The organism is Pseudomonas sp. TUM22785 (assembly GCF_028198105.1).
GTDB classification, from domain to species: domain Bacteria; phylum Pseudomonadota; class Gammaproteobacteria; order Pseudomonadales; family Pseudomonadaceae; genus Metapseudomonas; species Metapseudomonas solani.
In genome coordinates this window covers 2,965,882-2,981,759 of record NZ_CP116239.1, presented here as the reverse complement: position 1 = coordinate 2,981,759, position 15,878 = coordinate 2,965,882, and the positions used below count along the sequence as shown (strand labels likewise).

Annotated in this window: 13 protein-coding genes; 12 read left to right on the top strand and 1 reads right to left on the bottom strand. The window is 65.5% G+C overall.

Annotated elements, in window-relative coordinates; genetic code table 11:
- From PI990_RS13845 to nuoN, 12 genes are all read left to right on the top strand, one after another.
- The gene (locus PI990_RS13845; protein ID WP_021219036.1) at nt 1-678 is read left to right on the top strand and encodes a NuoB/complex I 20 kDa subunit family protein; all 678 of its coding nucleotides are present in this window, start codon (nt 1-3) and stop codon (nt 676-678) included.
- Nucleotides 679-742: 64 nt separating this feature from the next.
- Nucleotides 743-2,524: an NADH-quinone oxidoreductase subunit C/D gene (nuoC, locus tag PI990_RS13840; protein WP_021219037.1), complete on the top strand. Its 1,782-nt coding sequence runs from the start codon at nt 743-745 to the stop codon at nt 2,522-2,524.
- Nucleotide 2,525: 1 nt separating this feature from the next.
- On the top strand, nt 2,526-3,017 hold the full coding sequence (nuoE, locus tag PI990_RS13835) for an NADH-quinone oxidoreductase subunit NuoE (protein ID WP_021219038.1): 492 nt from the start codon (nt 2,526-2,528) through the stop codon (nt 3,015-3,017).
- The gene (gene nuoF / locus PI990_RS13830) at nt 3,014-4,360 is read left to right on the top strand and encodes an NADH-quinone oxidoreductase subunit NuoF (protein ID WP_184490276.1); all 1,347 of its coding nucleotides are present in this window, start codon (nt 3,014-3,016) and stop codon (nt 4,358-4,360) included. Before nuoE ends, nuoF begins: the two co-directional genes overlap by 4 nt.
- Before the next feature lie 98 nt (nt 4,361-4,458).
- Nucleotides 4,459-7,182: an NADH-quinone oxidoreductase subunit NuoG gene (gene nuoG / locus PI990_RS13825; RefSeq protein WP_271660985.1), complete on the top strand. Its 2,724-nt coding sequence runs from the start codon at nt 4,459-4,461 to the stop codon at nt 7,180-7,182.
- Nucleotides 7,179-8,171 carry an NADH-quinone oxidoreductase subunit NuoH gene (nuoH, locus tag PI990_RS13820; protein ID WP_184490278.1) on the top strand — a complete coding sequence of 331 codons (993 nt, stop codon included), beginning with the start codon at nt 7,179-7,181 and terminating at the stop codon, nt 8,169-8,171. Before nuoG ends, nuoH begins: the two co-directional genes overlap by 4 nt.
- 11 nt (nt 8,172-8,182) lie before the next feature.
- Nucleotides 8,183-8,731 carry an NADH-quinone oxidoreductase subunit NuoI gene (gene nuoI / locus PI990_RS13815; protein WP_021219042.1) on the top strand — a complete coding sequence of 183 codons (549 nt, stop codon included), beginning with the start codon at nt 8,183-8,185 and terminating at the stop codon, nt 8,729-8,731.
- 10 nt (nt 8,732-8,741) lie between these two features.
- Complete coding sequence (gene nuoJ, locus PI990_RS13810) at nt 8,742-9,242, top strand: NADH-quinone oxidoreductase subunit J (protein ID WP_021219043.1); 501 nt, start codon at nt 8,742-8,744, stop codon at nt 9,240-9,242.
- Nucleotides 9,243-9,249: 7 nt separating this feature from the next.
- Complete coding sequence (gene nuoK, locus PI990_RS13805) at nt 9,250-9,558, top strand: NADH-quinone oxidoreductase subunit NuoK (protein ID WP_031287559.1); 309 nt, start codon at nt 9,250-9,252, stop codon at nt 9,556-9,558.
- Entirely contained in the window at nt 9,555-11,402 is a 1,848-nt protein-coding gene (gene nuoL, locus PI990_RS13800) for an NADH-quinone oxidoreductase subunit L (RefSeq protein ID WP_271660984.1), read from the top strand. The genes nuoK and nuoL overlap by 4 nt, the downstream gene beginning before the upstream one ends.
- Before the next feature lie 25 nt (nt 11,403-11,427).
- Complete coding sequence (nuoM, locus tag PI990_RS13795; RefSeq protein ID WP_043241691.1) at nt 11,428-12,957, top strand: NADH-quinone oxidoreductase subunit M; 1,530 nt, start codon at nt 11,428-11,430, stop codon at nt 12,955-12,957.
- 20 nt (nt 12,958-12,977) lie between these two features.
- On the top strand, nt 12,978-14,453 hold the full coding sequence (gene nuoN, locus PI990_RS13790; RefSeq protein ID WP_021219047.1) for an NADH-quinone oxidoreductase subunit NuoN: 1,476 nt from the start codon (nt 12,978-12,980) through the stop codon (nt 14,451-14,453).
- Nucleotides 14,454-14,548: 95 nt separating this feature from the next.
- Here the strand turns inward: nuoN and PI990_RS13785 are convergent, their stop codons facing one another.
- The gene (locus tag PI990_RS13785; protein WP_271660983.1) at nt 14,549-15,751 is read right to left on the bottom strand and encodes an alpha/beta hydrolase family protein; all 1,203 of its coding nucleotides are present in this window, start codon (nt 15,749-15,751) and stop codon (nt 14,549-14,551) included.
- Nucleotides 15,752-15,878: the final 127 nt, after the last annotated feature.

The following is a 15,878-nucleotide window of genomic DNA, read 5'->3' as shown; positions in this document are numbered from 1 at the left end:
ATGCAATACAAACTTACTCGGATCGATCCGACTGCTCCCAACGAGCAGTACCCGATCGGCGAGCGGGAGATCGTTTCCGACCCCCTGCTAGAAGATCAGGTCCACAAGAACATCTTCATGGGCAAGCTCGAAGATGTTCTCAACGGTGCAGTCAACTGGGGTCGCAAGAACTCCCTGTGGCCGTACAACTTCGGTTTGTCCTGCTGCTACGTGGAGATGACTACCGCCTTCACCGCGCCGCACGACATCGCCCGCTTCGGTGCGGAAGTCATTCGTGCATCACCCCGCCAGGCTGACTTCATGGTCATCGCCGGCACCTGCTTCATCAAGATGGCGCCCATCATCCAGCGCCTCTACGAGCAGATGCTGGAGCCCAAGTGGGTGATCTCGATGGGTTCGTGCGCCAACTCCGGCGGTATGTACGACATCTATTCGGTGGTTCAGGGCGTGGACAAGTTCCTCCCCGTGGACGTGTACATCCCTGGCTGCCCTCCCCGCCCGGAGGCATTCCTGCAAGGCCTGATGCTGCTGCAGGAATCCATCGGCAAGGAGCGCCGCCCGCTTTCCTGGGTCGTCGGCGACCAAGGCATCTACCGTGCCGAAATGCCGTCGCAGAAGGAACAGCGCCGCGAACAGCGTATTCAGGTCACCAACCTGCGCAGCCCCGACGAAGTCTGATCCGGTCTCTTCCACGAGAAGAGACCCGGCTCACTCTGTACGTTGACCGAAAGCGACCGAGACCATGACTGCAGACACCGTTCTGTCTATCCCGCCTTACAAGGCTGACGACCAAGACGTCGTCGTTGAACTGAATTCCCGCTTTGGCGCCGAGAGCTTCACCCTCCAGGCCACCCGCACCGGCATGCCGGTGATCTGGGTCGCTCGCGAGAAGCTCGTCGAAGTCCTCACCTTCCTGCGCAATTCGCCGCGCCCCTTCGTCATGCTGTACGACCTGCATGGCGTCGACGAGCGTCTGCGCACCCAGCGCCGTGGCCTGCCGGGCGCCGACTTCACCGTTTTCTACCACCTGATCTCCATCGAGCGAAACAGCGACGTGATGATCAAGGTGTCCCTGTCCGAAGGCGACCTCAACCTGCCCAGCGTCACCGGCATCTGGCCGAACGCCAACTGGTACGAGCGTGAAGTCTGGGACATGTACGGCGTGCACTTCTCCGGCCACCCGCACCTGTCGCGGATCATGATGCCGAACACCTGGGAAGGTCACCCGCTGCGCAAGGACTACCCGGCGCGCGCCACCGAATTCGATCCCTACAGCCTGAGCCTCGCCAAGCTGCAGCTGGAAGAAGAAGCCGCGCGCTTCAACCCCGAAGACTGGGGCATGAAGCGCCAGGGCGAAAACGAGGACTACATGTTCCTCAACCTCGGCCCCAACCACCCCTCTGCCCACGGTGCCTTCCGCATCATCCTGCAGCTGGACGGTGAAGAAATCCTCGACTGCGTACCGGAGGTGGGCTACCACCACCGCGGAGCCGAGAAGATGGCCGAGCGCCAGTCCTGGCACAGCTTCATCCCCTACACCGACCGCATCGACTACCTTGGCGGGGTGATGAACAACCTGCCCTACGTGCTCGCGGTCGAGAAACTCGCCGGCATCAAGGTGCCGCAGAAGGTCGACACCATCCGCGTGATGCTGGCCGAGTTCTTCCGCATCACCAGCCACCTGCTGTTCCTGGGTACCTACATCCAGGACGTCGGCGCCATGACCCCGGTGTTCTTCACCTTCACCGACCGCCAGCGCGCCTACAAGGTGATCGAAGCCATCACCGGTTTCCGCCTGCACCCGGCCTGGTACCGCATCGGTGGCGTCGCCCACGACCTGCCGCGCGGCTGGGACGGGCTGGTCAAGGAATTCGTCGAATGGCTGCCCAAGCGCCTCGACGAGTACACCAAGGCTGCCCTGAAGAACAGCATCCTCAAGGGCCGTACCATCGGCGTCGCCCAGTACAACACCAAGGAAGCGCTGGAATGGGGCGTCACCGGCGCCGGCCTGCGCTCCACCGGCCTGGACTTCGACCTGCGCAAGGCACGCCCCTACTCGGGCTACGAGAACTTCGAGTTCGAAGTGCCGCTGGCCCACAACGGCGACGCCTATGACCGCTGCATGGTCCGCGTCGAAGAGATGCGCCAGAGCATCCGCATCATCGACCAGTGCCTGAAGAACATGCCGGAAGGCCCGTACAAGGCCGACCACCCGCTGACCACGCCGCCGCCGAAAGAACGCACGCTGCAGCACATCGAAACCCTGATCACCCACTTCCTGCAGGTTTCCTGGGGCCCGGTCATGCCGGCCAACGAAGCCTTCCAGATGATCGAGGCGACCAAGGGCATCAACAGCTACTACCTGACGAGCGATGGCAGCACCATGAGCTACCGCACCCGGATCCGGACGCCCAGCTTCGCCCACCTGCAGCAGATCCCCTCGGTTATCCGCGGCAGCATGGTGGCCGACCTGATCGCCTACCTGGGCAGTATCGACTTCGTTATGGCTGACGTGGACCGCTGACATGAGCATTATCCAGACCGACCGTTTCGCCCTCAGCGAAACCGAGCGCTCGGCCATCGAGCACGAGATGCACCACTACGAGGACCCGCGCGCGGCGTCCATCGAAGCCCTGAAGATCGTCCAGAAGGAGCGCGGCTGGGTGCCTGACGGCGCCGCCGATGCCATTGGCGAAATCCTCGGCATCCCCGCCAGCGACGTCGAAGGTGTAGCCACCTTCTATAGTCAGATTTTCCGCCAGCCGGTGGGCCGCCACATCATCCGTGTATGCGACAGCATGACCTGCTATGTCGGCGGCCATGAGTCCGTGCTCGGTAGCATCCAGCAGAATCTCGGCATCGGCCTCGGCCAGACCACCGCCGACAACCGCTTCACGCTGCTGCCGGTGTGCTGCCTGGGCAACTGCGACAAGGCCCCGGCCCTGATGATCGACGACGATACCTTCGGCAATGTCAGCGCCGATGGCGTCGCGCAACTGCTGGAGGCCTATCAATGAAGACCCTCACCTCCGTCGGCCCGGCCAACCGCATTCAGCGCAGCGCCGAGACGCACCCGCTGACCTGGCGCCTGCGTGACGACGCGCAGCCCATCTGGCTGGAGGAATACCAGCAGAAGAACGGCTACGCGGCCGCACGCAAGGCCCTGGGCGAAATGGCCCAGGCCGACATCGTGCAGACCGTCAAGGACTCCGGCCTCAAGGGCCGCGGCGGTGCGGGCTTCCCCACCGGCGTGAAATGGGGCCTGATGCCCGCCGACGAATCCATGAACATCCGCTACCTGCTGTGCAACGCGGACGAAATGGAGCCCAACACCTGGAAGGACCGCATGCTGATGGAACAGCTGCCCCACCTGCTGGTGGAAGGCATGCTGATCAGCGCCCGCGCGCTCAAGGCCTATCGCGGCTACATCTTCCTGCGTGGCGAATACGTCGACGCGGCGCGCAACCTCAACCGCGCCATCGACGAGGCCAAGGCCGCCGGCCTGCTGGGCAAGAACATCCTCGGCAGCGGCTTCGACTTCGAGCTGTTCGTCCACACCGGTGCCGGCCGCTACATCTGCGGTGAAGAAACCGCCCTGATCAACTCGCTGGAAGGCCGCCGCGCCAACCCGCGCTCCAAGCCGCCCTTCCCCGCCGCTGTCGGCGTCTGGGGCAAGCCCACCTGCGTCAACAACGTCGAGACCCTGTGCAACGTGCCGGCGATCGTCGCCAACGGCGTGGACTGGTACAAGGGCCTCGCCCGCCCCGGCAGCGAAGACATGGGCACCAAGCTCATGGGCTTCTCCGGCAAGGTGAAGAACCCCGGCCTGTGGGAGCTGCCCTTCGGCGTCCCCGCCCGTGAACTCTTCGAAGACTATGCCGGCGGCATGCGTGACGGCTTCAAGCTGAAAGCCTGGCAGCCCGGCGGCGCCGGTACCGGCTTCCTGCTCCCCGAACACCTGGATGCGCCCATGTACGCCGCCGGCATCGCCAAGGTCGGCACCCGTATGGGCACCGGTCTCGCGCTCGCCGTGGACGACAGCATCAATATGGTCTCGCTGCTGCGCAACATGGAAGAGTTCTTCGCCCGCGAGTCCTGCGGCTGGTGCACCCCCTGCCGCGACGGCCTGCCCTGGAGCGTCAAGGTCCTGCGCTCCCTCGAGCGCGGTGAAGGCCAACGCGGTGACCTGGAAACCCTCGAAGGGCTGGTCAACTTCCTCGGTCCAGGCAAAACCTTCTGCGCCCACGCACCGGGCGCCGTCGAGCCGCTGGGTAGCGCGATGAAGTATTTCCGTCCGGAGTTCGAGGCAGGCATCGCCGAGAACACACCGGCGATCCGACCCGAACCGGTCGGCGCATAAGAGCCAGTTCCGCCGGTTGGCGGCCGCCACAAGCGGCCCCGATCGCAACCTGATTCCATTAGCCACGCCCGGTCAAACGGGCAGATGAAGACTGAACCATGGCCACTATCCACGTAGACGGCAAGACGCTCGAAGTCGATGGTGCAGACAACCTCCTGCAGGCCTGTCTGTCCCTCGGACTCGACATCCCCTACTTCTGCTGGCACCCGGCGCTCGGTAGCGTCGGCGCCTGCCGCCAGTGTGCGGTCAAGCAGTACACCGACGAAAACGACAAGCGCGGCCGCCTGGTCATGTCCTGCATGACCCCCGCCACCGACAACTCCTGGATTTCCATCGACGACGAAGAGGCCAAGCAATTCCGCGCCAGCGTCGTCGAATGGCTGATGACCAACCACCCGCACGACTGCCCCGTGTGCGAGGAAGGCGGCCACTGCCACCTGCAGGACATGACGGTGATGACCGGCCACAACGAGCGCCGGTACCGCTTCACCAAGCGCACCCACCAGAACCAGCAGCTCGGCCCGTTCATTTCCCATGAAATGAACCGCTGCATCGCCTGCTACCGTTGCGTGCGCTACTACAAGGACTACGCCGGCGGCACCGACCTCGGCGTCTACGGCGCCCACGACAACGTCTACTTCGGACGTGTCGAGGACGGCACCCTCGAGAGCGAATTCTCCGGCAACCTGGTCGAGGTCTGCCCGACCGGCGTATTCACCGACAAGACCCACTCCGAGCGCTACAACCGCAAGTGGGACATGCAGTTCGCCCCGAGCATCTGCCACGGCTGCTCCAGCGGCTGCAACATCAGCCCCGGTGAGCGCTATGGCGAAATCCGCCGTATCGAGAACCGCTTCAACGGCTCGGTGAACCAGTACTTCCTTTGCGACCGCGGCCGTTTCGGCTACGGCTACGTCAACCGTGAAGACCGCCCGCGCCAACCGCTGTTCGGCAGCCAGAAGCTCGGCCTCGACGCCGCCCTGGACAAGGCCGCCGAACTGCTCAAGGGCAAGCGCGTGATCGGCATCGGCTCGCCCCGCGCCAGCCTGGAATCCAACTTCGCCCTGCGTGAACTGGTAGGCGAAGCCAACTACTACTCCGGCATCGCCGCGGGTGAGCTGGAAAACATCCGCCTGATCCGCGACATCCTGCAGAACGGCCCGCTGCCGGTACCGACCCTGCGCGACATCGAAAGCCACGATGCCGTGTTCGTCCTCGGCGAAGACCTGACCCAGACCGCCGCGCGCGTCGCCCTGGCCCTGCGCCAGTCGGTCAAGGGCAAGGCCACCGACATCGCCGCCTCGATGAAGATCCAGGACTGGCACATGGCGGCCGTACAGAACGTCGCCCAGGACGCGCTCAACCCGCTGTTCATCGCCAGCACCACCGAGACCCGCCTCGACGACGTCGCCACCCAGTGCGTGCACGCCGCCCCGGCTGACCTCGCCCGCATCGGCTTCGCCGTGGCCCACGCCATCGACCCGAGTGCACCGGCCGTTGAAGGCCTGGACAGCGAAGCCGCCGAACTGGTCAAGGCCATCGCCGACGCCCTCCTCGCCGCCAAGCGCCCGCTGATCGTCTCCGGCGCGTCCCTGGGCGAAAAGGCCCTGATCGAAGCAGCCGCCAACATCGCCAGCGCGCTGAAGAACCGTGAGAAGAACGGCTCCATCAGCCTGGTGGTGCCGGAAGCCAACAGCATGGGCCTCGCCCTGCTCCTGGGTGAAGAGCTCGGTGGGAAATCCGTGGACGCCGCCCTGGAAGCCCTGACGGCCGGCCAGGCCGACGCAGTAGTGGTACTGGAGAACGACCTCTACCGCCGTGCCGACGCCGCCAAGGTCGACGCCGCCCTCGCCGCCGCCCAGGTGGTGATCGTCGCCGACCACCAGCAGACCGCCACCGTCGAGCGCGCCCACCTGGTGCTGCCGGCCGCCAGCTTCGCCGAAGGCGACGGCACCCTGGTCAGCCAGGAAGGCCGCGCCCAGCGCTTCTTCCAGGTCTACGACCCGACCTATTACGACGCCAACATCCTGGTGCGCGAGGGCTGGCGCTGGCTGCACGCCCTGCACAGCACCCTGGAAGGCAAGTCCGTCGACTGGACCCAGCTCGACCAGGTCACTGCCGCCGTCGCCGACAGCAGCAGCCTGCTGGCTTCGATCCGTGACGCCGCGCCCAGCGCCTCGTTCCGCATCAAGGGCCTGAAGCTGGCCCGCGAACCGCACCGCTACAGCGGCCGTACCGCCATGCGCGCCAACATCAGCGTGCACGAGCCACGTCAGCCGCAGGACAAGGACTCGCCCTTCGCCTTCTCCATGGAAGGCTATGCCGGCAGCGCCGAACCCCGTCAGCAGATTCCGTTCGCCTGGTCCCCGGGCTGGAACTCGCCCCAGGCCTGGAACAAGTTCCAGGACGAAGTCGGCGGTCACCTGCGTGCCGGCGATCCGGGCGTGCGCCTGATCGAAGCCAAGGGCGCCACCCTACCCTGGTTCGCCGTCGCCGCTCCGTTCAACCCGGCCCAGGGCACCTGGCAGGTGGTTCCCTTCCACCACCTGTTCGGCAGCGAGGAAAACTCCTCCCGTGCCGCACCGATCCAGGAGCGCATGCCCGAGCCCTACGTGGCCCTGGCCAAGTCCGAGGCGGATCGCCTGGGCGTGAACGACGGCGCCATGCTGGCCCTGCGAGTCAAGGGCCAGGCCCTGCGCCTGCCGCTTCAGATCCGTGAAGAACTGGCCGCCGGCCTGGTGGGCCTGCCCGCCGGCCTGCCGGGTATCCCGGGTGCCATCGCTGGCGCCACCGTGACCCTGCTGCAGGAGGCCGCGCAATGAGCTGGCTCACTCCCGAGGTGATCGACGTCATCATCGCGGTGGTCAAGGCCATCGTCATCCTGCTCGCCGTGGTCGTCTGCGGCGCCCTGCTCAGCTTCGTCGAACGACGCCTGCTGGGCTGGTGGCAGGACCGCTACGGTCCCAACCGCGTCGGCCCGTTCGGCATGTTCCAGATCGCCGCCGACATGCTGAAGATGTTCTTCAAGGAAGACTGGACCCCGCCCTTCGCCGACAAGGTGATCTTCACCCTGGCGCCGGTGATCGCCATGAGCGCCCTGCTCATCGCCTTCGCCGTGGTCCCGATCACCCCCACCTGGGGTGTGGCAGACCTGAACATCGGCATCCTGTTCTTCTTCGCCATGGCCGGTATCACCGTGTACGCGGTGCTTTTCGCCGGCTGGTCGAGCAACAACAAGTTCGCCCTGCTCGGCAGCCTGCGCGCCTCGGCCCAGACCGTCTCCTACGAGGTGTTCCTGGCCCTGTCGCTGATGGGCATCGTCGCCCAGGTCGGCTCGTTCAACATGCGCGACATCGTCGAATACCAGGCTCAGCACCTGTGGTTCATCATTCCGCAGTTCTTCGGCTTCTGTACCTTCTTCATCGCCGGCGTCGCCGTGACCCACCGTCACCCGTTCGACCAGCCGGAAGCGGAACAGGAACTGGCCGACGGCTACCACATCGAATACGCCGGCATGAAATGGGGCATGTTCTTCGTCGGCGAGTACATCGGCATCGTGCTGGTGTCCGCGCTGCTGGTGACCCTGTTCTTCGGCGGCTGGCACGGCCCCTTCGGCATCCTGCCGCAAATCCCGTTCATCTGGTTCGCCCTGAAGACTGCCTTCTTCATCATGCTGTTCATCCTGCTCCGCGCGTCGATCCCGCGTCCGCGCTATGACCAGGTGATGGCCTTCAGCTGGAAGTTCTGCCTCCCGCTGACCCTGATCAACCTGCTGGTGACCGGCGCCGTCGTGCTGGCCACGGCCCAGTAAGGAGAAAGACCATGATCAAGTACATCTACGACGTGGTGGTCGGCACCTTCACCCAGCTGCGCAGCCTGGTGATGGTGTTCTCCCACGGCTTCCGCAAGCGTGACACCCTGCAATACCCCGAAGAGCCCGTGTACCTGCCGCCGCGCTACCGTGGCCGCATCGTGCTGACCCGTGATCCCGACGGCGAAGAGCGTTGCGTAGCCTGCAACCTGTGCGCCGTGGCCTGCCCGGTCGGCTGCATCTCGCTGCAGAAGGCCGAGACCGAAGACGGCCGCTGGTACCCCGAGTTCTTCCGTATCAACTTCTCCCGCTGCATCTTCTGCGGCCTGTGCGAAGAAGCCTGCCCCACCACCGCGATCCAGCTGACCCCGGATTTCGAGATGGGCGAGTACAAGCGCCAGGACCTGGTCTACGAGAAGGAAGACCTGCTGATTTCCGGCCCCGGCAAGAACCCCGACTACAACTTCTATCGCGTGGCCGGCATGGCCATTGCCGGCAAGCCGAAAGGCGCCGCGCAGAACGAAGCCGAGCCGATCAACGTGAAGAGCCTGCTGCCCTAAGGAGACGTGCGTGGAATTCGCTTTCTATTTCGCCGCAGGCGTCGCTGTTGTTTCCACCCTGCGGGTGGTCACCAACACCAACCCGGTGCATGCGCTGCTCTACCTCATCATTTCCCTGCTGGCCGTCTCGATGTGCTTCTTCGCACTCGGGGCGCCCTTCGCCGGCGCCCTGGAAATCATCGTCTACGCCGGCGCCATCATGGTGCTGTTCGTCTTCGTGGTGATGATGCTCAACCTTGGCCCAGCCATCGTCGAGCAGGAGCGCAAGTGGCTCAAGCCCGGCATCTGGGTCGGCCCTTCGGCGCTGTCCCTGGCCCTGCTGGCCGAACTGCTCTATGTGCTGTTCAGCCAGAGCAGCGGCGCCACCATCGGCCAGACCACGGTAGACGCCAAGGCAGTAGGTATCAGCCTGTTCGGCCCTTACCTGCTGGCCGTCGAACTCGCCTCCATGCTGCTTTTGGCAGCCCTGGTCGCGGCCTACCACCTCGGCCGCCACGAAGCGAAGGAGTAACGCCATGCTGCAAGCAATCCCCCTGGAACATGGCCTCGCCGTCGCCGGCATGCTGTTCGGCCTCGGGCTGGTCGGCCTGATGGTGCGCCGCAACATCCTCTTCGTGCTGATGAGCCTTGAAGTGATGATGAACGCCGCCGCCCTGGCCTTCGTCGTCGCCGGTGCCCGCTGGGCCCAGGCCGACGGCCAGATCATGTTCATTCTGGTGATCACCCTCGCAGCCGCCGAGGCCAGCATTGGCCTGGCCATCCTGCTGCAGCTGTATCGCCGCTTCCACACCCTCGATATCGACGCTGCCAGCGAGATGCGCGGATGAACCTTCTATTCCTGACTTTCCTCTTCCCGTTGCTCGGCTGGCTGATCCTGTCGTTCTCCCGCGGGCGCTTCTCCGAAAACACCTCCGCCGTCATCGGCGTGGGCTCCGTTGGCCTCTCGGCACTGACCACGGCCTGGATCATCTTCCAGTTCAACGTCGCCCCGCCGGAAGGTGGCGTCTACACCCAGGTGCTCTGGCAGTGGATGAACGTCGACGGCTTCGCACCCAGCTTCACCCTGTACCTGGACGGCCTCTCGCTGACCATGCTGGGTGTGGTCACCGGCGTCGGCTTCCTGATCCACCTGTTCGCCTCCTGGTACATGCGTGGTGAGGAGGGCTATTCGCGCTTCTTCTCCTACACCAACCTGTTCATCACCAGCATGCTGTTCCTGGTGCTCGGCGATAACCTGCTGTTCCTGTACTTCGGCTGGGAAGGCGTGGGCCTCTGCTCCTACCTGCTGATCGGCTTCTATTACAGCAACCCGAACAACGGCAACGCCGCGCTCAAGGCCTTCATCGTCACCCGCATTGGCGACGTGTTCATGGCCATCGGCCTGTTCCTGCTGTTCATGCACCTGGGCACCCTGAACATCCAGGAGCTGATGGTGCTGGCCCCGCAGAAATACGTCGCCGGCGACGCCTGGCTGTGGATCGCCACCCTGATGCTGCTCGGCGGCGCCGTGGGCAAGTCCGCCCAACTGCCGCTGCAGACCTGGCTGGCCGACGCTATGGCGGGCCCGACCCCGGTTTCCGCACTGATCCACGCGGCCACCATGGTGACCGCGGGCGTCTACCTGATCGCCCGTACCCACGGCCTGTTCCTACTGACCCCCGAGATCCTCGAGCTGGTCGGCATCGTCGGTGGCGTCACCCTGGTACTGGCCGGCTTCGCCGCGCTGGTGCAGACCGACATCAAGCGCATCCTCGCCTACTCCACCATGAGCCAGATCGGCTACATGTTCCTCGCCCTGGGCGTTGGCGCATGGGACGCGGCGATCTTCCACCTGATGACCCACGCCTTCTTCAAGGCCCTGCTGTTCCTCGCCTCCGGTGCGGTGATCAACGCCTGCCACCACGAGCAGAACATCTTCAAGATGGGCGGCCTGTGGAAGAAGCTGCCGCTGGCCTATGCCAGCTTCCTGGTCGGCGGCGCGGCCCTGGCTGCACTGCCCCTGGTCACCGCCGGTTTCTACTCCAAGGACGAGATCCTCTGGGAAGCCTTCGCCAGTGGTCACCAGTGGCTGCTCTACGCGGGCCTGGCCGGTGCCTTCCTGACCTCGATCTACACCTTCCGCCTGATCTTCATCGCCTTCCATGGCGAGGCCAAGACCGAAGCCCATGCGGGCCACGGCGTAGCCCATTGGCTGCCGCTGTCGGTGCTGATCGTGCTGTCCACCTTCATCGGCGCGCTGATCACCCCGCCGCTGGCTGGCGTCCTGCCGGAAAGCGTCGGCCATGCCGGTGGCGAAGCCCAGCACAGCCTGGAGATCGCCTCGGGTGCCATCGCACTGGCGGGTATCCTCCTGGCCGCCCTGCTCTTCCTCGGCAAGCGCCGCTTCGTCAGCGCCGTCGCCCAGAGCGCGCCGGGCCGCTTCCTCGGTGCCTGGTGGTTCGCCGCCTGGGGCTTCGACTGGATCTACGACAAGCTCTTCGTCAAGCCTTACCTGCTCATCACCCGCCTGCTCGGCCATGACCCGATCGACTCCGGCATCGGCCTGATCCCGCGCATCGTGCGGGGCGGCAACGGCCTGCTGAGCAGCAGCCAGACCGGCCAATTGCGCTGGTACGCAGTATCCCTGGTCGGCGGAGCCGTGCTCGTGCTCGGCGCCGTGTTGCTGACTTGAATCTTCTTAAGGAAACCAGCCCGTCATGATTCTGCCCTGGCTAATCCTGATCCCCTTCATCGGCGGCCTGCTGTGCTGGCAAGGTGAGCGCTTCGGCAACACCTTGCCGCGCTGGATCGCGCTGCTGACCATGTCCCTGCTGTTCGGCCTCGGCCTCTGGCTGTGGGCAACCGGTGACTTCACCCTGGCCCCCTCCCCTGAAGCCGGCCCCGTATGGGCGCACGAGTTCAAGGTGCAGTGGATCGAGCGTTTCGGCATCACCATCCACCTCGCGATGGATGGCCTGTCGGTGCTGATGGTCACCCTCACCGGTCTGCTCGGTGTGCTGTCCGTGCTCTGCTCCTGGAACGAGATCCAGAACCGCGTCGGCTTCTTCCACCTGAACCTGATGTGGATCCTGGGCGGCGTCGTCGGTGTGTTCCTCGCCGTCGACCTGTTCCTGTTCTTCTTCTTCTGGGAAATGATGCTGGTGCCGATGTACTTCCTCATCGCGCTCTGGGGTCACAGCGGCAGCAAGGGCAAGACCCGCATCACTGCCGCCACCAAGTTCTTCATCTTCACCCAGGCCAGCGGCCTGGTGATGCTGGTGGCCATCCTCAGCCTGGTGTTGATCAACTACAACAACACCGGCGTGATGACCTTCAACTACGCCGACCTGCTCAAGGTCCAGCTCACCCCGACCGCCGAATACCTGCTGATGCTCGGCTTCTTCATCGCCTTCGCGGTGAAGTTCCCGGTGGTGCCGTTCCACTCCTGGCTGCCCGACGCCCACGCCCAGGCCCCGACCGCGGGCTCCGTGGACCTCGCCGGCATCCTGCTGAAGACCGCCGCCTATGGCCTGATGCGCTTCGCCCTGCCGCTGTTCCCCCATGCATCGGCCGAGTTCGCGCCCATCGCCCACTGGCTCGGCGTGTTCGCCATCATCTACGGTGCCCTGCTGTCCTTCGCCCAGACCGACATCAAGCGCCTGGTGGCCTTCTCCAGTGTGTCGCACATGGGCTTCGTGCTCATCGCCATCTACTCCGGCAGCCAGATCGCCCTGCAGGGCGCGGTGGTGCAGATGATGGCCCACGGCCTTTCCGCCGCGGCGCTGTTCATCCTCTGCGGCCAGCTCTACGAGCGCCTGCACACCCGTGACATGCGCGAGATGGGTGGCATCTGGAGCCGCATGCCCTACCTGCCGGCCATCAGCCTGTTCTTCGCCGCAGCGGCCCTCGGCCTGCCCGGCACCGGCAACTTCGTCGGCGAGTTCCTGATCCTGGTCGGCTCGTTCCAGAAGGCAACCTGGGTCACCGTGATCGCCGCCACCGGCCTGGTGTTCGGCTCGGTCTACTCGCTGATCATGATTCACCGCGCCTACTTCGGCCCGGCCAAGTCCGACACCCCGCTGCAGGCCCTCAAGCCCCGCGAGCTGATCATGGTGCTCGGCCTCGCCGTCCTGCTGATCCTCCTGGGCGTCTACCCGCAACCGGTGCTGGACACCTCCGCCGCTAGCATGCACGGCGTGCATCAGTGGCTGGATGCAGCCTTCACCCAACTCGCCTCGGCCCGGTAGCTGTTATGGAACATCACGCTGTGGAATTCACGACTCAACACCTGATCGCCCTGCTACCGCTGCTGGTGGCCTGCGCCACCGTCGTCGTAGTGATGCTGGCCATCGCCTGGAAGCGCAACCACACCCTGACCTTCGGGCTCTCGGTGGTCGGCCTCAACCTGGCACTGCTGGCGATCATCCCGGCCCTGGGCGTCACGCCCATCGAGGTCACCCCGCTCCTGAAGATCGACACCTTCGGCTGCTACTACATGGGCCTGGTGCTGGCTTCGACCCTCGCCTGCGTCACCCTGATCCACGCCTACCTGGGCGGCAACACCGGCCAGGGCTACCCGGGCAACCGCGAGGAGATGTACCTGCTGATCCTGCTGTCGGCCTGCGGCGGCCTGGTGCTGGTCACCGCGCAGCACATGGCCGGCCTGTTCATCGGCCTGGAGCTGCTCTCGGTGCCGGTCTACGGCATGGTCGCCTACGCCTTCTTCAACAAGCGTTCGCTGGAAGCCGGCATCAAGTACATGGTGCTCTCGGCCGCCGGCTCCGCGTTCCTGCTGTTCGGCATGGCGCTGCTCTACGCCGACGCCGGCACCCTGAGCTTCACCGGCATCGGCGCGAAGTTCTCCGCCGAAGGCGCGCAGAACATGCTGGTCCACCTCGGCATCGGCATGATGCTGATCGGCCTGGCGTTCAAGCTGTCCCTGGTGCCCTTCCACCTCTGGACCCCGGACGTGTACGAAGGTGCTCCGGCACCGGTCTCGGCCTTCCTGGCCACCGCCAGCAAGGTCGCCGTGTTCGCCGTGCTGCTGCGCCTGTACCAGATCTCCCCGGCCACCGCCGGCGGCTGGTTGAACGACCTGCTGGGCGCTATCGCCATCGCTTCGATCCTCTTCGGCAACCTGCTCGCGCTGGTGCAGAACAACATCAAGCGCCTGCTGGGCTACTCCTCCATCGCCCACTTCGGCTACCTGCTGATCGCACTGATCGCCAGCAAGGGCATGGCCGTGGAAGCCATCGGCGTCTACCTGGCCACCTACGTGCTGACCAGCCTCGGCGCCTTTGGCGTGGTGACCCTGATGTCCACCCCGTACAACGGCCGTGACTGCGACGCCCTGTACGAATACCGCGGCCTGTTCTGGCGCCGCCCGTACCTGACCGCGGTGCTCACCGTGATGATGCTGTCGCTCGCCGGTATCCCGCTCACCGCAGGCTTCATCGGCAAGTTCTTCGTCATCGCCGCCGGCGTCGAGTCGGGCCTGTGGCTGCTGCTGGGCGTGATGGTCCTGGGCAGCGCCATCGGCGTCTTCTACTACCTGCGAGTGATGGTCACCCTGTTCCTGGTGGAGCCCAACCTGCGCCGCCATGACGCCGACCTGCACTGGGCGCAACGCGCCGGCGGCATCATGCTGCTGTTCGTCGCCCTGCTGGCGTTCTTCCTCGGCGTCTACCCTCAGCCGCTGCTGGACCTGGTGCAGCACTCCGGCCTGGTGGCCCTGGCTCACTGAAGCCAGCCGCTGCACTGAAAAACCCGGCCTAGGCCGGGTTTTTTCTTTTCCGGGAGCAGGAAGTGCGCGAGTGCTCCCCTCCCCCGCCGCAGCGGTCAGGGGTTCTTCTTCTCCAGCCAGGCGCCGTGGCCCAGCCAGGTCGCCGCGTTCTGGTCCAGCCACTGGCTTGCAGCCGCCGCACGGCGCAGGCGCGAATCGAGAAATGCCAAGGTCACTGCCTGCACATAAGCGGCTTGCCGAGGGTCGAAGTGCTCGCGTATGCCACCGCCGGTGCCAGGCTTGCGGCCGTCATGGCGACCGCCCGGGCCTTCACCGGGGCCACCTCGGCGTCCCTCACCACCGCCCTCATTGAAAGCCAGTGGCCGCGCCATGCCGCCACCCGGCCCGCCACGCTCGCCACCGTGCCCCGGCCCGCCCATCGGGCGTGGCAGTTCGCCCCCCAGCAACGCGTGATCGGCCTCGATCAGGGTCAGCAGGTAGCTGTCGTTCACCTGCAGCCCACGCCAGAGCACCTGGCGCTGCTGGGGCGAGGGAATCCAGCTGAAGGGGTCTTCGTCGCGCGGCCCGCTGATGCTCAGCACCGGCACATCGATATGGGTGAAGCGATCGGTGTCGTAGCTGCTTTCCACATAGGGGCTGAGCAGGATCGCCGCCTTGGGCCTGAGGGCGGAAAGCCGCGCTTCGCCGTTGCCGTGCTCACCGACCAGCGCGGCGGCGGTCTGCGCCCCCAGATCGAAGCCGGCCACCATCCAGTTGTCCCAGTCCACCCCCGCCAGCGCGGGGTCGCCCGCCCGGCCGCGTTTCGCCGCCTCGGCCAGTGCCGCCTGGGCCAGGGTGATGCGCTGCCTGAGGGACGCCTGGGAGTAATTATCCTGGGCCAGCTTGCGGAAGGCCCCGGCCTGGGCGTCGCCACTGGAATACAGCGCGCGCCCCTGCTGCGGCATCTGGATCGACAGCACCGCGTAACCCGCCTCGGCCCAGGCGCGACGCCAGAGCTCGCCGGAACGGGCCGACTCTCCCAGCCCCGGCAGGTAGAGGATCAGCGGTGCCGCGCCATGTTCACCGGCCGGCGCCAGCCAGCTCACCTCAAGTGGCTGTTGGCCCAGCGTCCAGGTGGCATCCCAGCCCTGCACCGGCCCGGCTATCGGCACATAGCCGCCCTGGCGCGCCGCCTGGATGGCGGCCACCTGGTCCTGGGGCTTTTCCGGCGGGCTGGAACAGGCGCCCAGCGCAAGGGCGATGGCCAGGGGCAACGGCAGTAAGGAAAAACGCGAACGACGGGAACGGGGATTGGGCATGGCGATAGCCGAGAGAAGACCAGGGAAGGGAGCCGGCATTATCGGCAGCGGGGCCGGCGGCGTCGGTCAGCGCTCGGTAAAGACTGGGTAAACCCGCCGATACATGACGCCCGTCCTCGGCATAGAA